Source organism: Limnoglobus roseus, from assembly GCF_008254045.1.
In the GTDB taxonomy this organism is placed as follows: Bacteria; Planctomycetota; Planctomycetia; order Gemmatales; family Gemmataceae; genus Limnoglobus; species Limnoglobus roseus.
Map to the genome: position 1 here is coordinate 1,762,837 of NZ_CP042425.1, position 24,750 is coordinate 1,787,586.

General features: G+C 66.3%; 9 protein-coding genes. 1 reads left to right on the forward strand and 8 read right to left on the reverse strand.

The window, feature by feature from the left end:
• Nucleotides 1-59 precede the first annotated feature (59 nt).
• From PX52LOC_RS07245 to PX52LOC_RS07260, 4 genes are all read right to left on the reverse strand, one after another.
• Entirely contained in the window at nucleotides 60-1,025 is a 966-nt protein-coding gene (locus PX52LOC_RS07245; RefSeq protein WP_149109461.1) for a hypothetical protein, read from the reverse strand.
• Between the two features lie 116 nt (nucleotides 1,026-1,141).
• Nucleotides 1,142-1,525: a hypothetical protein gene (locus PX52LOC_RS07250; protein WP_149109462.1), complete on the reverse strand. Its 384-nt coding sequence runs from the start codon at nucleotides 1,523-1,525 to the stop codon at nucleotides 1,142-1,144.
• Nucleotides 1,526-1,542: 17 nt separating this feature from the next.
• A complete protein-coding gene (locus PX52LOC_RS07255; RefSeq protein ID WP_149109463.1) occupies nucleotides 1,543-2,028 on the reverse strand; it encodes a hypothetical protein in 486 nt (161 codons plus the stop codon).
• A 63-nt stretch (nucleotides 2,029-2,091) separates the two neighbouring features.
• Nucleotides 2,092-3,060 (reverse strand): hypothetical protein, encoded by a 969-nt coding sequence (locus tag PX52LOC_RS07260; RefSeq protein WP_149109464.1) that lies wholly within the window; start codon nucleotides 3,058-3,060, stop codon nucleotides 2,092-2,094.
• 122 nt (nucleotides 3,061-3,182) lie between these two features.
• Between PX52LOC_RS07260 and PX52LOC_RS07265 the strand changes: the two genes are divergently transcribed.
• Nucleotides 3,183-3,962, forward strand: coding sequence for a hypothetical protein (locus PX52LOC_RS07265; RefSeq protein WP_149109465.1), 780 nt, complete (start codon nucleotides 3,183-3,185; stop codon nucleotides 3,960-3,962).
• A gap of 117 nt (nucleotides 3,963-4,079) precedes the next feature.
• Here the strand turns inward: PX52LOC_RS07265 and PX52LOC_RS07270 are convergent, their stop codons facing one another.
• The 4 genes from PX52LOC_RS07270 to PX52LOC_RS07285 form a co-directional block, all read right to left on the reverse strand.
• A complete protein-coding gene (locus tag PX52LOC_RS07270; RefSeq protein WP_149109466.1) occupies nucleotides 4,080-4,964 on the reverse strand; it encodes an ABC transporter ATP-binding protein in 885 nt (294 codons plus the stop codon).
• A gap of 438 nt (nucleotides 4,965-5,402) precedes the next feature.
• Complete coding sequence (locus PX52LOC_RS07275; protein ID WP_149109467.1) at nucleotides 5,403-9,200, reverse strand: CHAT domain-containing protein; 3,798 nt, start codon at nucleotides 9,198-9,200, stop codon at nucleotides 5,403-5,405.
• 150 nt (nucleotides 9,201-9,350) lie between these two features.
• Entirely contained in the window at nucleotides 9,351-11,225 is a 1,875-nt protein-coding gene (locus PX52LOC_RS07280) for a serine/threonine-protein kinase (protein ID WP_149109468.1), read from the reverse strand.
• Nucleotides 11,222-24,721 carry an Ig-like domain-containing protein gene (locus tag PX52LOC_RS07285; protein WP_149109469.1) on the reverse strand — a complete coding sequence of 4,500 codons (13,500 nt, stop codon included), beginning with the start codon at nucleotides 24,719-24,721 and terminating at the stop codon, nucleotides 11,222-11,224. The genes PX52LOC_RS07280 and PX52LOC_RS07285 overlap by 4 nt, the downstream gene beginning before the upstream one ends.
• Nucleotides 24,722-24,750: the final 29 nt, after the last annotated feature.

Here is a 24,750-nt window from a genome sequence, read left to right on the forward strand (position 1 = left end):
TTGAACGCCCTTCGGTTTTTCCTCTGCGTTCTCTGTGCCCTCTGTGGTGAAATTCGGTTTTACTTCCAGAGCGACGGCAGGCGGTACGACCGGCGGTCGGCCGGGGCTTGCCCGCGGGCGCTGCTCGGCACCACGATCTGATAGCGGGCCAGGTCGATCGGGTTCGTGCCGCGGATGGTGGGCTTGTTGAACAGTTGCGCCTGCCGTTCGCCGAGGTCTTCGTTGACGTGCTCCTTACCGAGCTTCATCGTCATGCGGAACTGCTGTTGCGGCCAGTCGAGGATTACTTCCGTCGGGATTTGCACGTAGCCGCCGTTCAGCGGGATCGTCTTGGCGGCCACGATCTCGGCACTGGCGATCGGCCGGCTCGGGTCGCGAGCGTCGAAGACGACATGCTTCCGCACGGCCGGCTTTTTGCCGCCCTCGAAGTCGGCGTTGAAGACCGTCGTCTTCACTACCGGCAGCCCGGTACGGGTCTTCGTCTGCTGGTACAGCACGTAGGCGGCCTGGTCCTTGTTCGGCTTCACCTCGTATGCGTCGTTCGGGTCGTAGGTCGCCATGCCGAGGGCCTGCATGACCCAGTCGGTGTCGAACGGGATGGGGAACTTCACGTCGCCCTTCGCGAAGGCGTCGTGCGAGCAGTAGAAGTAGTTGTCGCGGCCGATCGGCTTGGCGTACATCCAGAACTCGCGGTCGTTCGAGCCGATGTCGATCATCGTGCCGGCCAGGGCGTGCGCCCCGATCAGGCGGAAGTTCCGCGGTTGGGCACTGTAGAGGGAACTGTCGTTGAGGGTGCCGATTTCCTTGCCGCCCTCGCTGGCGACGGCCCGCACGTCGTCGTAGCTGACGCTTCGCAGTATCCCGGCTTGCCTGTTAAGATAGCTGACGAGTTCGGCCGAGGAGCGTTCCGCCATCGGCCCGTTGATCGGCACGGCCGGCTTGGACTCGACGCGCGAGTCCTTCATCCACGCGCAGCCTGTGAAGGCCGCGAGCATCACGACGCCGGTCAGTCGAGCGAATCGCATGTCGAAGCCCTCACGTTCAGAACCGGCGAGCGGCCCGGCGTAAGCGGGCCGTGTCTTGAGCGAGTTTGTCCAGACACGGCCCGCTTACGCCGAGCCGCTCGCCGTCGCGGTCGGTATCACGGCCCCGTCAAAGCGGTGTAGGCTAGCACTTCCACGACCTTGCTGTCCTTATGCACAATTGCGACACTCCAACTACCGCTGATAATGCTCAACTGGCTGTCGCGTGAACGCCAGCACTTCAAAAAATCGATGCCTTCGTGTTCCTCAGGCGTCCGCTCTTCTCCCTTGAGTGCCGTGAAGGTTCCGTTCACGACCCGCGAACATCTGAATCCTTCTCGCTCCATCGCCCGTTGGGCGTCATCGACGGACGTCCCAGGTGGAGCGAGTCTCGCGACCAACTCGGCCATTTGTTCCGGCTCCTGAACGTCGCGAGTCACACGGCCCGGACCCACGCAACCGGCGGCGAACATGAGGATCACGGCGAAGCCGATCGTTTTCATGGTCGTGTCCTCCGTGACTACTGCCACCCTAAAGCCTGGAACACTTCGTCCTGCACGGCCACGATTTCGGCTTCGCTCAGGCGGGGGTCGGGGATCTCGTGGCGTGTCCCATTCCGAGCATCCCGCAAAATCAGCACGTCCGTCGTGCCCTGCCGCTTCGCGTCTTCGAACTTCAGCCGCTTGCGGCGCATCATCAGCAGCGCGACCACGTAGCGGATGTTCTGCCGGTTCGCCTCGGAACTGCCGGCCAAGTGCTGGAACCACTCCAGCAGGAGGTCATCATTAAACGTCGGCTTCCGCGGTCGGTCGGTCGGAGGGACTTTGCCGCTCCAGAACGCAACGGACTTTTCCGGGGCCCCCGGCCAGGCGTCGGCGGCATAATCCTTCCGCACGAACTTCTCGCCCTCTTCCAACAGCACCGCTACGAACGGCTCGCCGGGCTTCAGTTCCCGCCCGGTGGCGGTGCACACGCGACTCGGGGCGGCGATGTCGTAGTCGGTCATGGCGTCCCATCGTATGCACAGGGAAGGTCGAAAGACAACGCGAGTTTCTCAACCGTCGCTCGCCTACTTCGCCCGCCTTCGCACGGCTTCCAGGGCGGCCCGGTACGGGGTCTCGCGATGCCGGCGTTCGAAATCGTCGAGCCGATCCGACAATCGCGTCGCGCGGCCGGCGTCCAGGTCGGCGGCGAAACTGACGGCCGCGTCGATCTCCTTGCGGATGGCGTTGTAGCCTTCGCCGCGGTTCGGCGACGGCGGCGAACTCAGCACGCACCTCACGGTCCGCTTCTCGATCACGTGGAGGCCCTCCTTGGTCTCCGTGGTTCGCGTGAACTGCCGGGCCAAGCCGTCGCCAGTGCCGACCCAGACGGAATCAGTCCGCCGCCAGTTCTTGTCCAGGCCGCTCGGATTCTCCCACTTCGCGGTCTGCTGACGGCCCGCGAGTTCGAGTACTTCCGCCCCGTTCGACACGGCCGATTGAGCCACGGCCCACGTGAGGTCGGGCCGATCCATCTCCGAAATCGTCCACGCGGCCTTCAGCGTCGGCCGTTTCTCCGGCAGTGGCACCAAGAATCCGAGTTCCAGCGTCGTCGGCGAATCCAACGACACCGGCGGAATCGCCTTCGTTTCCGTGGCGGCCGTCAGCGTGATCGGCGGCATCGGCTTCGGAACCAAGAGGGTCGTCCGGCCGTTCGCATCGACGCGGACCATCTCCAACCGCACGGCCGGCGGGGTGCGGTTCTTCGCCGGGTCGACGCCGGTGACGGCGGCGGCGGCCGGGGCGACGTTCGGGTCTTCCTTCGATTGCAGCAGCGTCAGCACGGCCAGATCGGTGAAGGCGTCCGTTGTTTCCAGTACGAAGATGCGGACTTCCAGCCCGAACCGGCGGCGGTTCGTCAAATCGACGCGTGTACTCTCCTCGGCCACCTCGCCGGTGTAGACCATCTCATCGCCGCGGCCGAAGTGCGGGGTCGGGGCCGTCGGCTCCGCCCGCGTCGGCGCGAGCATCAAGAGGAGTGTGCAGGTTGCGAGCATGGCGGAACCTCTGGAATCGTCCGGCCGCCTTATACCAACCGCCGCGATCCGTGCAACGGCGGTTTCCGGGCGAACGGGGGAAGCTAGGATAGCTCCCTGGACCGTCCCTCCCGGAGATCGCCGTGTCACCCAGCACCATTCTCATCCTCACGTTCGTCGGCCTCGTCGTCGGGCTGTTCGCGTTCTTCTGGGGGACCGCACTTTTCCTGCAAGCGGCTCTCTACAACACGCCGGCCGACAAGTTGCCGATCCGGGCGGCCCTCGCGGCGTTCCTCGTCGGCGGGTTCCTCACTTTCTGGACGTTCGTGAACACGCGGGCCGAGTCGAAGGACCGCTACGGCACGTTCTTCGAGTTCAACCCGACGAGTTCCAGCGAGTTCCACGAGTTCACGGCCGTCCGCCGGGACGCGAACAAGAAGGAGACGAGCGTGCCGTACAAGAAGGTCAGCGGCAACTTCGTCGAAGTGCAGGACGCGACGAAGCCGTTCAAGATGAACTCGGCCGACTACATGGTGTCGGCGATCGAGGTGAAGGACGGGGAGAAGCCGGTGAAGTTCGACGCGCAGTTCGACAAGACCGGCAAGTACGCGGGCGGGTCGAACAAAGTGTTCCAGGAGGTGGGCGGGCGGCGGTACATCGAGTTCGGCCAGACGAACGTGCCGTCGGCAATGTTCAGCCCGAGCACCGGGGCGATGATGGCCGCGCTCGGGTTGAACGCCCTGCACTTCGTCGTCTGGTTCGTGGCCCTGTGGCCGGTGCTGCGGTACACGATGGGCCACGCCATCGGCGGGGCGGCGGGGCTGGGCCTCTTCGTCATGTTGCTGGTGATGCCGCTGTTGTTCGACAAGAACAAACTGCCGGACTCGTTCCGCAACCCGCCGCCGGCGGCAGCGAAAGCGTAGGGCGAAGGAGGTCTGTCTTCTCCGCGCCCATTTGGGGCCAGTGGAGTTGAATCATGAACAAAGCCCAGGGTGCGCGAGGCACGACCCTGGGCTGGCATGTCCATCTGAAATTCGAACTCACACGTGCGCGAATTCGAGATCGTTGATCCGCACCCGGCCCTTATTGGCGGGCCGCGGGGGGGCGTCGTTGCCGCGTTTCACGAGTTCGCCGGCCGGCTTCGCCATCGCACCGTCGGCCATGCGGAAGATCTTGTCGGCGTAGCTTTCCAGACGGTGGTCGTGGGCCACCACCAGGACCGTCGCGCCGCGGAGCTTGGCACACTCTTTCAGCAGGTCCATCACCGCCTGGCCGTTCTCCCAGTCGAGGGCGCTGGTCGGCTCGTCGGCGAAGATGAACGACGGGTTCTTCACCAGGGCGCGGGCGATGGCCACCCGCTGCTTCTCGCCGCCGGACAAGGCGGCCGGGCGAAGGTGGGCGCGGTGCGTCAGGCCGAGTTGCCCGAGGACGTGGTCGGCCCGCTTGCGGGCTTCCCGTTGGCTCACGCCCTCGCCCCATTGAAGGACGACTTCGAGTTGCTGCCGGGCCGTGAACGCGGGGAAGAGGTTGTACCCCTGAAAGATGTAGCTGCAGTGTTCCAGGCGGAACTGCTCCATCTCGCGGGGGGACATCGTCCAGACGTCGCGGCCGAGGGCCTTCACCTGACCGGCGTTCGGCCGCAGGAGCGCCGACAACACCGCCAGCAACGTGCTCTTACCACTACCACTCGGCCCCATGAGCAGGTTCAGTTCGCCGGAATGCAACTCGATCGCCACGTCCTTGAGGGCGTACATTTTCGTGTCACCGGTGCCGAAGGTGCGAGTCAGACCGGAGCCGGTCAGGACAGGGTTCTTCGGCGTGAGAATCGTCGGCAACTTCGAGACAAGCGTCGAGGGAGATTCGGCTTGGCGGAACCAATTCCGGAGGAGAGGTAAGCGGGAAGTCAATTGCGGCAGGATCGACATCAGAAGATATCCTCGGCGGGCAAGAAATCGGTCACAAAAGAGCCACGGCGTCCGGCCGCTGGCATCATGAGGATGGAGGGAGTCCGGTGCTCCTTTTCGGGTTTTCGCCGTCTCATCCTTGACCCGTTCATGGAACAGGTAATAGGCGGCGACTTGCGCGGTTGCGGGAAACGGACTGACTAATCATAGTTAAAATGGAGAAGGAATGCCAGCAAGATAACCTGTTCCGTACGAATTAATCAACAATAACGACCCCTAGAGTCGTTACAAACTGCCATAATCTGCCATTATCGCAGATATTTACGGACAAATGTTAATGTTGGGAGAGGGCGAGTAATTTGACAGGAAACTGCACATTTGCCTGTTGCGTACCGGTACTGTAGGACAATTATTGCCGGGAGCTTGCGGTGACTCGCGCCCGGCAATAACTCGTTCCGGTCAGTCAGGCACGCCCGCGAAGACGAACGGAGCCCAGAAGAACGGCGACTCCCAGCCCGGGGTGTTGCGAATCTTCTGGCGGGCCGCCTTCATCGCGTCCGGGTACGATTGGCCGCCCGTGCCGGGCTGAACGAGTTTGAAGAACGTCGCCATCAGTTCGGACGTGGCCTGGTCGTCCACCGACCAACAACTCGCCATCACCCGCCGCGACCCGGCACATAGGAACGCCCCGGCCAGCGTCACGCCGGCTTCGAGCGGCCGCTGCGGGCCGACGTTCGTCGTACAGGCGCTCAGCACGGTCAGGTCGCAGCGGTTCAGTTTCAGCCGGTGAATCTCGTGTAGCGACAGGAAGCCGTCGTCGCCGGACGAGATCACGTCGCCCTTCGGCGGCGTCAGCGCGATGGCGGCGAACAGGTTGCCGAAGCGGTCGTCGGCGAAGCCGTGGGCGGCGATGTGGATGAACCGCTTGTCGGCCATGCCAGCCACGACTGCCTTCTCGGTCGCTTGCTCGCCGAGAAGGGATGTCACCAACTCGGCCGGGAAGGCTTCGCGGACGCGCTTGCTCTCCACCGACGAGAACGGCAACAGCGGCAAGTTGCCCCGGAAGTTGATCGCACTGCTGTCCCGCCGGACGTTCCGATCACCGCCCGCCGCCGCCTCGCCGTAGGCCGGGTCGCCGACGGTCAGGAGGCTGGCCGGGCCGGTCGGCTTCTCGCGGGCCGTCACCGCGCCCAGGATCGCGGGCGAAGGGGCGTAAATCAGCGGCGGCAGTTCGTCCAGCCCGAACTTCGGCCCGGCCGGGGTCGACACGACCAGGCACTCGAACGGCACCTTGTGGAACGCGCCGTCGGGGATGAGCACGACGCGGTCCGGTTGAATCGCCTTCAGGCGCGCCCGCAGGGCCGGGGGCAGGGCCACGTCGCCGAGCGTTTCGCTGCGGGTCGATTGGGTCGGAGCCTTCGTCGCGCGTTCGACGATGACGATGCCGCGCGTCGGGTTGAACGCCTCGTCGGTCACTTGCCGGAGGTAACTGTCCACAATCCGCGTGGCGATGGTGCCCGTCAGGGGTTGAGTCGGCCCGGCGTCGGTCGGCGGTGCGTCGGGTTGCTTGCCGAGCGGCACAATCGTGATGCCGCGGCGGGTGGCCACGTAAGTCGGCTGGCCCGTCGGCACGTCGCCGATGCTGTCGGCGAGCTTCTGCGGCACGCTGAGTTTGAAGAGTTCGCTCGGCTGGTCCGGCCCCGGCGACAGCACTGCGAAGCTTTCGTCGCGGCCGACGAGGTACGCCAGTACCGCGGTCTTGCGGTACGCCGGGTCGCGGGGCAGGCCGGTCACGTTCGTGGCGGTCATCGTCGGGTCGGTCAACGCCTTCGTCACCGGGTCGGCGGCGACGATTTCCTTCCACGCCTCGGCGTAGTCCTTCTGGGCCTTCTCCAGATCGGCCACCACTTGCTTCGCCTGCGGGTCTTCGGCCGACAAGAACTGCGCCTTCGCCCGCAGTCGCGAGATGCTCTCGCGGGCGGTAACTTCGTTCGCCAGCAGTTTATCGCGGCCCGGCCCGGTGATCCGTTCGCGGGGGTCCACGCCGGCGGCCAGGATTTGGTCGAGCAGTGTGCGACTGCGACTGCGGGTGATGACCCGTAGGACGCCGTCGGCCTCGCCGTCGCGTGCGTGCCAGTGGGCGAGCAGTTCGAAGATGTGGTTGAACTGGGCGTAGAAGGTGGCCCGCGCAGCCGCCTCGCCGAACGTGTTCAGGCGGGCCTTGTCGGCGATGTCGAACACTTCACCCGCCAGGGCTTTCGCTTCCTTGTACTGTCCGGCCTTGTCGGCGAGGACGGCCAGCCGCCAGAGCGTTAGGCACTGCGTCACCAGCGGGCACCGCGACCGCGACGCCTGGAAGGTGCGGGCCTCGTTGAAGTACTTCCGGGCGTCGTCGTCTCGCCCCTTGAATTCGCTGACCATACCGAGGTAGTTCAGACTGCGGGCGAGCAGGACGTGTTTGTCGGCCCGCTGCTGTTGGGCTTGCTCCTGCCAGATTTTCTCGGCCCCGGCCAAGTCGCTGTGAACCAGTAGGTTCATGGCCGTCGTGTGGCGGGCCGTCGCGACCATGAACCCGCCGGTCACACCGTTCGCCTGACACGCCTTCTCGATCTCGGGCACATGGGCCACCGCCTCCGCGACCTTCCCCTGGGTGAGCGAGATGTCGGCCCGCACGGCCGCGATCAGGCCGCCGCACAGGTCGCCGGGTTCGGCGAATTTCACGAGCACGCTCGCAGCTTGTTCGAGTCTGTCGGCCGTGGCCGTGAGGTCGCCTTGCTCCTTGTGGATCAGGGCCATGTGGAGTAACACGTTGAACCGGACGGGGTCGGTGGCCGGGCCGACGCGGTCGCAGATGACCAGGCCGCCGCGGAAGCGGGTGAGGGCTTCCGCGTATCCGCCGCGCATCATCGCCGCGCCGCCGCCGAGGTACTCGCACCCGGCCCGCACCGAGTCGTCGGGCAGGTTTTGGGTCCGGTACAACTGGGTGGCACGGGCGATCAGGCGTTCGGCCGCAGCAGCGTCACCGAGGGCGATCTCGGTCGCCGCGAGGTTGGACAGCACCAGCAGGGTCGCCCGCAGGTCTTGCGGCTGGGCGGCGTCGAGTTCCTTCAACGACTTCCGCAACAGGTCGCGGGCGAGCGGGTAGGACGCCGAAATGAATTCCATCATGCCGCGGTCGGCCGAAAGGCGGCCGTCCACGATCTGGTCGCCGGACCACCGCTCTCCGGCCTCGCGGGCCAGATCGAGGGCCTTGCGGAACTGCCGGGCAGCTTGAGTGAGTTGCTGCAACTTCACGAACGCGGCGAACGGACTTTCGATCTCCAACACCTCCCCGGGCGGGGTGGGCTTGGCCGCGGCCGCGATGATCGCCTGGTACTCGGCGGCAGCCTGTTCGCGAACGCGGCCCGCCTCGGTCCGCTTCCCGGCAGCGTCGGCGGAGGCCGCCCATTCCACGAAGATGTCGCCGGGGATCATGTGCTTCTTCGGCCGCTCGCGGCGGTGAATCGCGATCGCCTCGCGGAACAGCGGGTCCGCCTCGGCGTACCGGCCGGCGGACGCGAGGATTTTCGCGCGAAGGGTCTGCGTGTCGCGGCGGCCGAGCGGGTCGCCGAGTTGGTCGTGCAAGGCGGGGAGTTTCTCCAGCACGGCCAGAGCGGTCTTCGCGTCGCCGCGGAAGTTGACGGCCTCCGCCCGCGCCCGATCGGCCACAATGCGAAGGGACAGTTCGTTTGACTTGTCCGCGACTTTCCGCACGGCGAGGGCGTTCTCCTCCAGATCCTTCCACCGCTGCGGCAGGGTCGGCAGCTTCCGCCACGACGCGACCTCGGCCCGGCCACGGTAGGCCTTGAGGAGGTAGTCGGCGGGCAGGGGTTGTTTCGCGTCGAGGGCGGCGGCGAAGGCGGCCTCGGCCTGGTCGTACAGGGCGAGTTCGACGTAGCGCTCGCCACACACCACGTCGAGTTGGGCCGTCGTCGCGGTGTCGTCGACTTTCTTCAACCACGCCCGGAACGGTTCGGAAATGCGAATCGCCCGGTCCGGGCGTGCCGACTTGATGTACATCTCCATCAGCCGCTCGTAGGACCGGCGGACGGTGAAGTTGTCGGTCGCGGTTAGCGCCTGGCGGTACAGCGGTTCGGCGAGGCCGGGGCGGTCGGCGGCGAAGTGTTCCTCGGCCTGCCGGAAGGCCGTGATCGGGTCGTCGGTCCCCGGCGCGGCCGGGGACCAGAGGACGAGGACGAGCGGCAGCAAGAAGGTCATGGTGTCGTCACTCGGGCAAGAGGGCGAGCGGACCGCGTCAACGGCGAGCGGTCCGGCGTGAGCGGGCCGTGTCTCGGGGCATTTCAGACACGGCCCGCTCACGCCGGGCCGCTCGCCGTTGCGTTCGCAATCTCTTCCCGCGGGGCGGCGTCAATCCACGCGGAACTTGACTTCCGCCTCGGCCAGTTCGGACTTCTTCTTGACAAGAACCTTGTTCGGCTGGGCCACAGGTTCGATCCCCCGAATCCCGCGGACGGCCAGGCTCAGATTGGATTTCTGCACGTTGTCGGCGAACTGTTGGAAGTGGCCGACGACCTTGCCGGCCGGCAGGTCGGGCAGCTTCACCGTGGACGCGATGACCCGCACTCGCTCGACGCCCGGACCCTCAGTGGGCGTGGCTTGGAGGCCGTAGTTCGGCTCGGACGGGATGACTCGGGTAATCCCACCCCGCAGTCGGTTGTCGTTCTCGTACTTGTTCGGGAACAGGAGGATGGCCGCATCGTCTTGTTCGACGACGAAAACGTACACCCAGCAGTCCACTTCCGGCTTCAAATTCAACTCCAGCAGCGATCCGTTCTTCAGGCGGACGACACCGGCCGCGTCCTTCTTAGCGTTCGCCACCATGTCCACCGTGAGGCGGAAGTCAGCCTTCGGCTCGGGCCACGTGCGGTCGTCCACGACGGCTGCGACCTTCGGCTGCGGGTCTCCGCCCGGCGGGGGGAGCACGTCCGGTTTCGGGTCGGCCGGCTTCGCGTTCGGATCGGTTACGCCCGCGATCGGCTGGTCGGACTTCTTGCCTTCGCCGCGCGGCCAGAACGCTACGGCCGCCGCCCCACCGATCAGCAGGAGGAGCGGCAGGGCCAGCCAGAGCCACGCCGGCTTCGAGGGCTGTTGTGGCGGGGCCGGGAGATCGGGCGAAGTCGACGGCAGCGTCGTCGCGCCGCCCACGCTCACGGAGTCGAGCAGGGACGACGACAGCGGCGTGACCTGCACGCCGGACCGGCTGAGATAACGGTCCGCGAGCGGGGCCATCGCGTCCGACAAGGCGATCGCGTCCGGGAAGCGGTCGCCCGGCAGCTTCGCCAGGCACTTCATACACAGGGCTGACACGTCGTCGGGAACTGCCGGGTTCACCTCCTTCGGCGCCTGGGGTGTCGCGGACACAACCTGAATGAGCAGGTCCGGAATGGTGTCGCCGACGAACGGCGCGCGGCCGGTGAGCAGGAAGTACAAGATTGCGCCGAGCGAGTAGACGTCGGTGGACGGGGTCACGTCCTTGCTGTCGCGGGCTTGTTCCGGCGACATGTAGGCCGGCGTGCCCATGAGCTGGCCGGTGCCGGTGATGTTGATCCGCTCGGAGTCGCCGGCCCGCTTCGCGAGGCCGAAGTCCGCGACGCGCGGGCGGCCGTCGGAATCGACCAGCACGTTGGCCGGCTTCAAGTCGCGGTGCATGATCCCCTGGCGGTGGGCCTGGGCCATGCCGGCGGTGATCTGGATGAACAGCGACATCGCCCTCGGGATCGGCGGCAGGCCGGTCTTCTCGACCATCGCCTTCAAGCTCGGGCCGCTAATGAACGGCATGGTGAAGTACATCCGCCCGCCGATCTCGCCGATGTCGAAGATCGGCACGACGTTCGGGTGGTCCAGGGCGGCGATGGCGCGGGCCTCTTCCTTGAACCGCTGGGCGTTGTTCCCGTACTCCTGGAGGCCGAGGATCATCTTGAGGGCCACGATCCGGTCCAGGCCCTTCTGCTTGGCCTTGAAGACGACGCCCATGCCGCCGCGGGCGATCTCCTGGATGAGTTCGTAGGGGCCGAACCCCTGCGGGTAGGTGACGGTGTCGGTGCCCGATTCGAGGATGCGGAAGTCGAGCAGGGCCGACGGCGTGGCCGCCTGCGAGACGGTGTTCTGGAACGGTTGCGGGCTGGTGTCCGTGTCGTTCGTCAGGTTGATGGTGCCCGACGCTTCCAACCCGTCGGGCACCAGTCCCGATTTCGCATCGACTTCGGTGGTGCGGTCTTTCATGATTCGTCCTCGTCGGAGGTGCCCGTCAGAGAGAAGCGGCGGCGGATGTCGGGGTTACTGCAAAAGATATTCGATAACGGGGCGGCGGCGACGGCAACCGCCCCGAGGAACGCCAGCGCCCCCCAGGCCGGCCCGAGGTTTTGCTCCGCCGGGGCCGGGGCTTGGCTCTCCGTTTCCTCTTCCGTCGGCTTCGCGGGCGGCGGGGCGGCCGGGACCGGGGCGGCCGACTGCGTGCCGCCGGCGGGCGGCTTGCTCCCGACGGGTGCCTCCGCGCCGCCCAGATGCTTGCGGTACAGTTCGTCGAGGAACGGAAGCGGTTCCCCTTCCGACTCGCCGAACCCGGCCGTCGGGGCGGTGGGGTCGAGTGGGAACACGGTGTTCGGCGGCCGGTCCGGTTGGTAGGTCGCCAGGTTGTTGATTGTCGGTGCCCGCCGCGCGTCGGCGGGCAGGACCGGCATCATGTCGATCGCCAGGCGGCCGGTGTTCGTCGCGGACGGGGTCACTTCCGACGGGGCGAGGACCAGGAAGCCGACCGGCGCCGTCCCCAACGGAATCTGAACGTCGCCGGAGATGCCGCTGCCGGCCGCACTCGTCATTCCGTTCGCCACCAGCGGGATGCTGACGCCGTTCGGGTTCGACACCGGGGGCGTCTGGCTCGGGGCCGCCCGCGTGGCGCTCGTCGCCAGGTTCGTCAGCGCGAGTTGGAACGCGGCCGCGTCGGACTGCGGCGTGTCCAGCGGCGAGGGCGAGATCGGCGGCGGCGGGACCGGCGGCACGTCCGTGCCGCTCACGGCGGCTCGCACCACGACGGTGGCCGTGGCCGTCGCCGTGTGGTCGTGGCCGTCCGTGATGGTGTACGTGAACGTCTCCGTCCCGCTGAAGTCGGCGTCCGGCGTGTAGATCAACTGCCCGCCGGTGAACGAAACCGTGCCGTGCGCCGGCGTGCCGACCGCGATGATGGCCAAGGTGTCGCCGTCGGCGTCCGTGTCGTTGTGCAACACGTCGAACGTCACGGCGGTCGCGTTCGGCGTCGCCACGAGGTCGTCGCCGGCCACGGGGGCCACGTTGTCCGGCGGAATAACGATTTCCGCATCGACCGTCACCGTCACGGTGGCAGTCGCCGTGTGGCCGTGGCCGTCGCTGATCGTGTACTGGAAGGAATCGGTCCCACTGAAACCGGCGTTCGGCGTGTAGACCGGCACGCCGTCCTCGCCCACCGTGACGACGCCGTTGGCCGGGGTCGTGACGCCGAGGACCGTGAGCGGGTCGCCATCGGGGTCGGTGTCGTTCCCGAGGACGCCGACGGCGACCGGCGTGCCGAAGGCGGTGCGGACGGCGTCGTCGCGGGCCACCGGCGGGGCGTTGACGACCGGTATCGGCGTCACCTCCATGGTCGTCGTCGCGGTGCCGGTGTCCGTGCCGTCGAACACCCTCACGGTGATCGTGTACGACCCGGCCGCGGCGTAGGTGTGTGGAAGGCTGCCCAGCGAACCCGGCGCATTCGCGGTGAAGTTGACGGCGGGCGTGCCGTCGCCGAAGTCGATCGTCGCGGTCCACACCGGCTCGGCCCCCGGATCCGCGAACGACCCGAGCGACACGGTCAGCGGTTGCCCGGCCGTGACCGTCCCGCCGGCCAAGCCCGTTATGACCGGGGCGACGTTCCGCACGGTCAGGTTCAGCGTGCGGGTCACGCTCGCCGTGACGCCGTTCGAAAGTTCCGCGGCCGTCGCGACGACGGTCAGCGGGATGGTGCCGCCGCTGTCCTGCGGGGCGGTCAGCGTCAGGTTCGCCAGTTGGTGCGAGAGCAACACCCAGTCGCCGGTGATCGGGTCGCGCGTCCCGGCCGAGAGCGTGTACCCGGCTGGCAGGCCGCTGATGCGGACCGTCACCACCTCGGAGCCGTCCACGTCGGTCGCGGCCGCGGTGAGCGCCAGCGGGATCACGCCACCCTCGTTGCCGACGGCGTCGGCCACCGAGAGCGTGGGAAGGTCGGCGACGGCAATCACGCTGAAGGCGAACGACCCGCTCGCCGAGAGCGGTGAGCCGGACCCGGAGTTGCCGAGATCGTCCACGAAGACGGCGAAGCTGTCCGCTCCGGAGTAGTCGCCGGTCGGCGTGTAAACGATGCCGTTCGCCGCCGCGAAGAGTGCGTTCAGTTGGTCTAGCGAGCCGGTCAGCGTGACGACGCTCCCGCCGTTGCCGGACACGGTAACCGGCCCGCCGGTGATCGCGAGGGTGCCGTGCGAGACCGACAGCGTCACGCGGACCGGCAGCGCCCCGGCGTCCGGGTCGCCCACGCTCAGCCCGGTGATCGCCAGCGGGGTGTCTTCGTTCGGGTCGGTGATCGCGGGGCCGTGGAAGACCGGGCTTTCGTTCACGTTCAAGATGCTGATGGGGAACGTCTGGATCACGAACGTGCCGTGACTCCCCGTCGCCTTGACCGTGACGCTGCCGGTGTTGAGGGACTCGAAGTCCGGGCTTTGCGTGCCGACAAGAACCCGGCCGTCGGGGGTCACGGTGAAGTCGTAGCCGGTCGCCTCGACGAGCGAGAACGTGAACAGTTCGCCGGTCGGCATCTCCGCGTTCGCCACCAAACTGACTTGGCCGATGAACGTGCCGGTGGGCGTGTTCTCGTTCACCGACCCGCCGGTGAACGCCAGCGTCGGCGGCAGCGTGACACCCACGAACGTGATCGTGAACGGGCTGTCGGCGGTGTCGAAGGTGTCGGTGGCCGTGATGAACGCACCGCCCGACATCGTGCCGACGACGACGGTGTCGATGACGCGGGACCGCACGTTCAGGTTGATCGTGCCGACGAACTCGGCCGGCGGCGTGAGGGCCGACACGGCGGGGTTGCCGCCCGCGATCTGCCAGAAGCCGTTGTGGAGGTCAATCGCGTTGCTCAGGGTCGCCCCGGCCGGCACGCCGCTCGCCAGGAAGACGACCGTCTCCGAGCCGTCGGTATCCACCGTCGTGGTCGGGCCGGTCAGGATGAACGGGGCGGACAGGCCCGTGTTCACGATGAAGTCCGACCCGCTTGACGGGCCGACCGGGTCGGCGACCGGCGTGATGACGAACGACCGGTTCCGCGTCGTGGCGGGGTTCCGGAAGTCGTTGATCGACGCCGTGAACGTGGCCAGCCCCGCGTAGTTCGGGTCGGGGGTAAAGGTCAGCGGGTGCAAGGCGAGGTACGCACTGACGGCGGCCGCGTCCCCCCCGGCGAAGGTGATGGTGTTCGGGCTGGTGTTGTGGACCGACAGCGGGCTGAACGACGGCTGGATGTCGAGCGTGCCGTGCGTGACCGACAGCGTGACTTCGACGAGCCCGGGGGCGTCCGGGGCGGTGAAACCCAGCCCGGTGATCGTTGTTGGCGTGTCTTCGCGGCCGGTGATCGTGTTCGGCCCGACAACCGTGGGCGGCTGCGGCACGACGAACGTGAGGGTGAACGGACTGTCGGCCGTGTCGCCCATGTCAGTGGCCGTCACGAACGCGCCGCTCGACACGGGAACGGTGACCATGTCCACGAGGTGGGCCCGCACGGCCAAGTTGAGCGTGCCGACGAACCCGGTCGGCGGCGTGAAGGTGATCCCGGCGAGGTAGTCGGCCTCCGTCAGTTCCCAGACGCCGCCGCCGAGGTTGGTCCCGTGGTTGTTAAACGGCTGATAGTTCGGGTTGTTGGCACTCACCGGCACGCCCGAGATTCGCAGTGTGACCGTCTCCGACGTGTCGGTGTCGGCCGTCGTGAAGAACGCGGACAGGTCGAGCGGGACGGTGGTGTTCGGCGGGGCCTTCTGACTCGCGGCCGTCGGCGGGGTGAGCGTGTCGATGTCCGCGACCGGGTAGACACCGAACGGCACGTCGGCCGATGTGACCGGGTTGGTCACAAAGTCGTTCAGGGTGAGCGTGATGAAGTCCGTTCCGGCGAAGTTCGCGTCCGGCGAGTACTGAATGCCCGTGGACAGGCCGCCGACAATGCCGTTGATGAGGCTCAGCGGACCCGTGAGTATCAGGGACCGGGGGTTGATCCGGTCGACGATCACGGCGGGATCGGGGCTGTCGTAGTTCAACTGGCCGTGGACGACGGAGACCGTCACGGTCACCCGGCCGTTCACGGCGAGCGGGGCTGACAAGGAGGCGAAGAAGAAGGCCGGCGGCGGCAGTTGGTCTTCCGTCAGGCTGTTCGTGAGGTCGGGGACGTCCGGGGTCGGCGGGACGGGGAACGGGCCGGAGATTTGCGCCTGGCCGAACGTCAGCGTGAACGCCGGCCCGTCGAACGTCGCCGTGCTCACGGAGAAAGGCGGCGTGCCGGGAGCCCCGACGTCCGTCACCACGGCCCGCACGTTCAGGGTGATCGTCCCGACGAAGAAGGATGCGTCCGAGAGGACCAAGAACAAGTTGTCGAGTTGGCCGGCGGACGTCAGCAGCCACGAGCCGTCCGGCTGGCGGGTGCCGTTGGTCAACCGAGCGTCGGCCGGCACGCCGAAGACGTACAGGGCGACCGACTCCGACAGGTCCGTGTCGATGGTGGTGAACGACGCCGTGATAACAACCGGGGCAATCGTCCCGGCCGGCACGATCATGCTCGCCCCGGTCGGGGTGGCGACCGCGTCCGCCACGGGCCGGACGGGGAGGTTGGCGGTCGTGTTCACGGGCGCGTTGACGAAGTCGTTGATCGTCGCCGTGAAGTCGGCCGGGCCGCCGTACTGGGCGTTCGGGATGAACGTCAGCGACCGGGCCTGGAAGCTCAGGGCGAAGTTGATGTCGTTCACCGGGCCGGTGATCGTCACCGTCGGCGAGCCGCTATTCGTCACGGTGAGGGTGTTGAGGAACGTGCTGAAGTTGAGCACGCCGTGCGTCACCGCCAGCGTTACGGACACCTGCCCGTTCACCGCGTCCGGGGCGGAGAAGGACAGGTAGAACGGGGTGTTGACTGGCGTGTCTTCGGTGGCGGGGGTCGCCAGGTACGCGAGCGCCGTCGGCGGTTGCGGGGCCGTGAACGTGAGGGCGAACGGGGCTGGCGTTCCCCGCAGGATACTACTGGCCGGGCCCGACACGATCGTCACCGTATCGGTCACGACCGATTCCACGGTCAGGTTAATCGTGCCGACGAACCCGGTCATCGGGGTAAACGTCAGGCCGACCAGATCGGCTTGCGTCAGTTCCCACACGCCGCCGCCGAGGTTGGTCCCGTGGTTGAGGGGTTGATAGGTCGGGTTGGTGGCACTCACCGGCACGCCCGTTAGCCGGAACGTCACCTTTTCCGACCCGTCGGTGTCGGCGGTCACGAACGAACCGTTTAAGGTCAGCGGGATGGGCGTGTTGACCCGCCCGCTGGCGGGCACCCCGGCGGCCTGGTCACCGACCACCACGTCGGCAACGGGGCGAATCGAGAACGGGATGGCTTGCGGGGTGTACGTCGGGTTGACGAAGTCCGACACCTTCAAATGGAAGTTGTCCACGCCGGCGAAGTTCGCGTCCGGTGTGTAGAGAATTGGCGCGGCCGGTTGCTTGCTCAGGTATCGGTTGACGTCGATGACCGAGCCTTCCAGCGTCAGCGTGTTGCCGCTCCCGCCCACGGTCAGACCGGTGGTCGCGTAGAAGGTGTCGAGACTCAGAGTGCCGTGATCGACGGTAAACGTCGCGAGGATGCGGCCGTTCACCGGGTCCGCCTGCCCGGTCTGGGTGTTCCTGGCGTCCGGGGCCGAAATCACCAGGGCGAAGAGCAGATTGCTCGTGTTATCTTCGAAGCCGGTGAGGACGAACGGCGTGTTCCCCGACGGCGGATTCGCGGCCGCGAAGGTGATGTTGAACGTGCTGCTGGCCGTGGTGAAGGTGCTGACCGCCGACGGAGGTGTGCCGGTGGCACCGACGTCCGTGACGATGGCGTACACGGTCAGGGGGACGGTGCCGGTGAACCCCGTCGGGGGGATGAGGGCGAGGCCGTCGAGTTGGCCGAACGAGGTCAACAGGTAGACGCCGCCGCCCTGGTCGAAACCGTTGGTCAGGGTGAACCCCGCCGGCACACCCGTGATGTACACGGCGACCGACTCCGACCCGTCGCCGTTGATCGTATCGGCCGTGTTGAACGAGTTGCTCAGGCCGAGCGGGCCGGCCGTGTTCGGCGGCACCGTCACGTTCGTGCCCGTCGGGGTAACGAACGGGGTGTCCGCCACCGGTTGCACCAGGAACGGCGTGTCCACCGTCGTGACCGGGTTGATGCCGGTCCGGTCGTCGATCGTCGCGATGAAATCGGCCGGGCCGCCGTACTGGGCGTCCGGGGTGAAGGTCAGAACGCCGTCCTGGCCCAGCAAGAAGTTGATGGTGCTGACACTGCCGGAAATGGTGATGGTAGTCGCGGGCGAACCGACGGCGCTAATGTTCAAGCCGTCCGCAATGCCGTTGACCGTGAGCATGCCGTGGGTCGCCGTCAGCGTTACGGTCACCGGTGCGCCGGCCGCGTCGTCGGCCGTGAAACTCAGGCCGGTCACGTTGACGGTCGTGTCTTCGAGGCCGGTGATCGTCGGCGAGGTGGATTCGGTCGGCGGTTCGGCGACGTTCGTGATGACTACGGGGACAGTAAACGTCCCCAGGTTCACGGTGAAAAAGGGATCGCCGGTGGTCGGCGGGCCGAAGCCGAATTGTTGCCCGAACCCGGCCGGCCGGGCGAAGAACGTGATGGGGGCGCTAACGTACTGACGGATCAGCACCGAGAGGGTGAAGACGTTGGGATTCCCGCTCTCAAAGTCGGGGTTCTGGTCGCCGACGCGGATCGTGCCGTCGGGGTCGACCGTGAAGTTGTAAGCGAAGTGGTCGCCGTCGTTCGGCACCAGTGAGAAGTCGTAGTCGGCGTCCGCCGGCAGGCCGAAGACTTGCAGCACGCCGACCGCCGCGCCCTCCGGCGTGTTCTCCGGCACCGTGATGTCCGGGATGACGACGCGGATGACCGTCACGTCCAGGTCAAAGCTAACGGGGGGGGCCGTGTCCGTATTGTTCGGCGGGAGGACGTCGGGCGACAGGTCCGCGGTGTCCGTCACCGACACCGTCACCGACCAGTGCTGCTCGCCGGTGCCCGTCGGCGTGAACATGAGGTCGGCCAAGTCGTCGACCAGGTCGTTTCGCGTGAACTGCCACGTCACGCCCCCGTCCGGAGACGACCCGTGGTTGAACGTTCCGTTCACCCCGGTGATGGTCACGAGGGCGGTTTCCGTCCCGTCCGGGTCCAGTGGGGAGAGCGTGACGTTGACGGGGACCGCCTGGAACTGGTCCGATTGGAGGGCAATCGCGACGATCGGGTCGATCGTCACGTTCACCCTCGTCGCCACGGGGTAGACCACGACCGCGGACGAAGCCGTGGACGTCGGGAAGACACCCAGGGTTGTCGTGTTGACGAAGGTAGCCGTGATCGGCACGAGGCCCGAGAAGTAGTCGGAGACCCCCGGGTTGTCACCGAACATGCGGAGGGTGACCGCCCCGAACGTACTCCCGAGGCCCTGGAGACCGGCGAGCGTCCCCGTGAGGGTGACCTCGGTCGTTCCGTTGCCCGAAAAGAGGCTGACACCCGAGGGCAAGCCCTCGGGGTCCACCGAGAACACGACGAACGGCGACCCCGCCGGCGGCGTTAGCGTGAGGGTCAGCGCGTACTGGTCGGTGGCCTCTCCGCTGGGGTCCTGGACCGCGGCCAGCCCGCCGAGGTCGGCGACGCCGTCCCCCTCGGAGATCGACACCGGGTTTAGCGTGACCGTGGGGCCGGTGACGAAGTTGAACACCGCACTGCCGACGTCCATCGCGCTCGCGTATTCGTAGGTGCAATCCGACGTGAAGTGGGCACCGTCGTAAATTCCCAACTTGGCCGTGAACGTCACCCGGCCACCGAAGCCCGCGGGCGGCGTCAGGGTGATCGAGTCGAGAACGGATTGCACCGTCGCCGGGTCGACGTAGCCGTAGGTGAACCATTGGCCCGTGGCGTTCTTGTAGAAGCCGCCGAACGACGAGGTCAGTGTGAACTGGTCCAAGACCGCTGTGTCTTGCCCCGACAGGTCGATTTGCACGTACCCGTACTCGGAGTAGTCGCGGTCCGGCCACGGCGTGACTGTGACGAAACCGCCCGCGAGCGAGTACGGGGCACTCGGCGCGCGGACCTCGTCCGGGCTGTCGTTGTTCACTGTCACGTTCGCCGGCGAGACGACCGGCGAGACCTTCACGGTCAGGCCGGCGTAGTCGGTGAGGGTGATAAGGCCGTAGCCGTAGCCGTAGCCGTAGCCGGAATTACCTGGGGCGAACGGGGGGGGGATGTAGTACTCACGGTCGGCCCGAACTTCGACGATGATGTCGCCACTGTAGTAGTCCGTCGGGACGACTTCAAAACCTTGAAGGAAGAAGTCTTCGAGTTGTTCGGAGAACCCCGTGAGCGTCAGGGTGGGCGAGTCGTCACCCGTCACCGTCACCCCGAACGTGTTGGTCGGGTCGATGACGTGTAAGGTTCCGAGGTTGTAGCCCTGGACCGTTAACGTCACCGTCAGGATGCCCGCGCCCGAGACGCTGAGGGCCGTCGGCCCGGCGAAGGTGGCGGTGCTCGGCCGCGGGTCGTTCGGGTCGGCCGCGTTGCCCCCTTCCCGGATCGACTGCACGCCGGGCGTCGTTACCCGCGGGTAGCCTCCCGTGGCCACCGTCACGATTGAACTCGCGTAGGCGTAGTGTGGCTCCGCGTCTTGGTGGTGCCGCGGGTCGGTGTGTGGGAACGACGGGTAGTCGGCGTGGTCTTCGACCACGAGTTGGATTGAGAGGTAGATTTGCCCGTCGAACCCTACCGGGGGCAGGAGTTTCAGGTTGGCGAAGTCCGCGTAGTTCACCCGCCACTGGGTGTCGTTGACCGGCGTGCCGAGGGTGAACGCCGCCCCGTCCGCGAACGCCGACGATCCGTCGGCGTAGGTCGCCGAGATCAGGGCGTACATCTCTTCGGACCCGTCCGTGTCCGGCGTCGGGTCGGTCGCGATCGGCGTCGGAATTTCCGCGCCCACGTCCCCGGTGATGTACGGCGAGATCAGCACGCAGTCGGGGTAGAACGCCACCGGCAGCACGCGGAACCGCACTTCGTTCGTGCCGACCAACCCGTCGGGGTCGACCACACTAACCGTCACCCGGTCGTCGCCGCTGTAGTAATAGTTGGTCCCGTTCCGGTTCTCGTAGATGCCGGCCTTCAGGAAGGCGTTCAGTTCCGGCAGCGTGCCCGTGAGCGCCAGCGTGTTGACCCCTGGGAACGGGTACGAAGGGGTAACCGTGTGCCCCGGGGACTTCGAATCGACGCCGAAATAGCTGACGTAGCCGCGGTCGGAGTTGAAATAAACGGTGTACCGCCCGCCGTTATCGTCGCGGTCGGCGATCTGGAAGGAGTTGTCGACGATGTTATTATTGCCGTTGTCGACGTAGTGAAACCAAACGTCGTTACCTTCCTGGGGGTCGCCGACGCCGGGGGCGTTCACGGTCGGCCGGATGAACGGGGGGACGCTAACGATGTGGACGACGACCGTGGCAGACTGCTCCTGAGTGTCGATTTCCGAGCCGGCCCTGTCGGTGACGCGGGCGGTCACGGTCAGCGTGTACGTGTCGCCAACCACTGCGTCGGCCGGCAGCGTGAGCGTCAGGCCCACGAGTTGCGACCGCGTGAACCCGCCGGTCGGCCCCGCGGGGACGGCCGAGAGGGTCGCCCCGGGCGGCAGGCCGGTGATGAGCACTTCCACCGACTCCGAACCGTCCTGATCCGGCGTGTCGGCCGTGACGATGGGGAATGGTATCGTTTCACCCACCCCCCCCGCGATGTCCGGCACGACCCCCGGGGCGATGAACGCGGCGACCGGGTAGACGAACACGGTGGTCGCGTCGGTTCCGAACCGGCCGTCCGGGGCCGTAAAGGTGGCGCTGAGAGAGATGCCGCCGCTGAGGTAGTCCTTCGGCTGAACGAACGTGGAGAAGATGGAAAGGAAGCCGAGGTTGTTGGGGTCGCCCACGAGGTGGGCGTAGTCCCCCGTGTAGGTCAGGTCGAACGTCCCGTAGCCCGCGATGGTGACGCCGTAATTGGCGAACGAAGTTGCCGGGTCCGCGTTCGTGGTCAGGATCCCGTCCGGCAGGTGGACGTGGTAGGTGTAATTGCCGAAATCGCTCGGCGTGGCGTCGAACACGCTGGTAGGCTGGAACGCCGGGAGGTAGTAACCGCTGTACGGCGAGTGTTCGTACGTCGTCAAGCCGTCCGGCAGGTCGATGACCGGCCCGGTGCGAGTGTCCACGACGAGCGTCCGCGTGGCGTACGGCGAATCGCTCGTCACGTCGTCGGTGTCCGGCGGGAACGAGGCGTGGTCGTGCGTCTTGGCTTGCACCGTCAGAGCGAACGTCCCCTCCCCGGCGTCGGCCGGCAGCGTGACCGTCAGTCCGGTGAGAGTCGGCCCAGGGATGGACGTGTAGTACTGCCCAGTCAAGTCGTCGAATGTGGGGAAGTATTGGTCGGTCCCCAGGCTAAAGATCGTTCCGTCGGGGTAGCCAGAAAAGCGGTACTCCGATACCGCCTCCGAGCCGTCCTGGTCCGGCGACCGGGCCGAGATTGACAGCGAGATAGGACTTCCGGCCGGGCCGCCCGCGGGCGACGCGACCGTCAGCACCGGCCGGTTGGCCACGGGCAGCACGTCAACTTCGGTAGTCGCCGCGGTCGTGTTCCCGTCGGAGTCGGTGACGGTGATGGTCACGAACTGTGGGCCGCTCAGGTACGGCGTCGGCACGAACTGGAACGCCCCGCCCCCGAAGCTCAGGAAGTTGTTGAGGTTGTTCAGGCTGCCGCTGAGCGTAAAGGTCGTTGGGGTGCTGGCGTCGACGGAAAGCCCATAGTTATAAGTCGCCGAATAGGAATCGAAGGACAGCGTCCCCCCGGTCGTGCTGAACGTGGCCGTGAAACCGGGGGAATAGCTGTAGGGGTCATTGTCATCGTCGCCCACTGCGACTTGACCCGCGAAGTCAAAAGTCTTGTTCTCCGGGGTACTCACGACCGGCGGCGAGGTGACGACCGGCGGCCCTTCGATATGGATTACGATGGTCTGGCCCCCGTCGCGGGGCGAGTAGTCCGTCGTGTACAGGTCCCCGCCGGCAAAATTGGCCAGGACGGCTTGATCCTGGGTGAACCCATAAAATTGCAGATAATAGTCGCCGGGGGCTACCGACGGGTCGACGGTGAAAGACAAGTTTCCCAACTGATCCGGCGTCAACTGGACATAGCCGGAGCTGTCCGACCCGCTCCCGTAGTTCAGGGTTCCGAGCGAACTATTCCCCGTTTGATAATTGTAGAAGAACACCTCGACGTACTTCACCTGTTCCTGGCCGTCGCCGTTGGTGTCTACCGGCGTCGCAGTCACCGTTAACGGCACTGGCGGCGAGACTCGGCCGGCGACCGTTTGAATGCGCATTGGGTCGTCGGCCGTAACGAACGGCGGGTTGACCGCCGCTGTGGCCGTGAGGATTGGCGGGTCGGCGACGGGCACGACCTCCAGCAATCGGGTGCTCGTCGAGAAATACCCGTCCGGGTCAGTCAGGGTGCCGGTGATGTTGCCGAGGTCGCCACTGAGGTATTGCGTCGGCGTGTAGATAATGAGGCCGTCGGAGGTTAAGCCTTGTAACCCGCGAACGCCATTCACCCCGCCGAGGGGGCCGGTGAGGGTCAGGCTTTCCGTGCCACTGCCCGAGACGCTTACACCGTAGTTGCCTGCGACCACGTCGTCGACGCTGAAGTCGCCCGCGCCCGCCGGCAACGTCAGCGTGAGCGTATAGGTGCCGCCGGCGTCGTCAAAATCCTGCAAATAGAAAGCCGCGTCGGCGTTGTTCGACTCGAACACGCCGGGCGTGCTTTCCACGAACCCCACGAACGGCAGCCCGAGTTTCGGTGCGGTTTGGATTTGCAACCGGATCGTCGCGTACGAGTCTGCGGTGGCAATAATGTCGCCGCCGAAGCCTTGGGCCACGTCTGTCGATACCGCGTGGACGCCGATGGTGTAGTTCCCGCCGACGGACGAATCCGGGAAAAACATCAGGCCGGGCAGTTGATTGGGCGTGACCCGCCAGCCGAAACCGCTCGGAGACGGCCCGCCCACGATCAAGCCATTGCTATCCGTGAACGCGCCGGCCGGGTAACTGGTCAGGTCGATGTAGGACACCGATTCCGATTTATCGAACGTGTCGAACGGCACGGCCGCGGTGATGTCGAGGGAGGCCGACCCGTCGGGCGGGATGACGATCGTGTCGGCGGGCACGGTCAGGGTCGGCGGGTCGGCAACCGGCTTCACCAAAACGTCGGCGTAATCGGATCCGTCCTGACCGTCCGGGTCGGTGACGGTCATCGAGACCTGGGCCACGCCACTGAAGTACGGTGTGGGCACGTACGTGAAGCCAAACCCATCTGAGCCGCTGCGACCGAGGAACCTGTTCAAATTGTCATATGTGCCACTCAAAGTCACGAAAGGCTCGAAAACTCCAGGAGTTAAGCCGGCTTCGCTGGCCGCGTTAACATCGATCGAAATGGAGCCGTTCGTGGCCGAAATCGAAACCTGGTAAATTCCCGAGTTGCCCTGGGCGTCTAGGGCGTCTGCATCGGAGAAGCTAAAGCCGTTCCCGCCCTCATCGCTCTTGAACGTGAGCGAGTCATTTTCGTTAATGACCTGCGCCGCAGGCGGCCTTACGACCGGCCGCGGCCGGTCGACCGTCCCGTTGAACGTCTGTGCGGGCCAGCCCAGTTCGGACGTGATCGACCCGCCCGTGAGGGGGTAATTCGTGGAGTCGATGGTGTAGGTCGAGACGGTGAAACTCACCGGCCCCGTGGGGAAATCCGAGGGTAGGGTGAACGCCAGATTCGGGACGGCGCTCGCCGGGAATCGGAGGCTCCCGTTCGGCAGAATCGTGCCGGCCGAAGAGAACGTCCCCTCGGTCGGGTAAGAGGAGAAGTCGACGTAGTAGCTTTCGGACCCGTCGGTGTCGAGACTCGGGTCGAGCGCGAGGCCGAGCGGCGTGGTCCCGCCCGGTCGGAGCGAGAGCCCGGTCGGGGTGGTCAGCGTCGGTTGTTGCGGCACGGGAATGACGCGGACGTTCGTCTGCCCGCTGCCCGAGTTGTTTTGGGGGTCGGTGACGGTCACACTGACGTTGGCGTCGCCAGAGGCTTTAGTCGGATAGAACGGGTCGGGCGTGAACTTCAGAAAGCCGTCGACAATCAGGCTTGCGTTCAGATTCGCCAGGGTGCCCGTAATGGTGACGAGGCTAGAGTTGTTATTGCTGACCAAGACGGCACCCGTGAGCGGCGCCGTTACCTTGGCGATCCCGTGGGTGACGGCCACCTTCGCGGTGTACAGCCCACTGCTGTTGTCCCGGTCGGAAATGCTAAACGTGTTCGCGCTGCCAAAGTTGAGCGTGCCGTTTTCGGCCAAGAATTGAATCCCGGGCGGCGTGACGACCGGTGTGAGCCCGGCCGGCACGTCTCGCGACTCCAATGCTTCCATTCCCA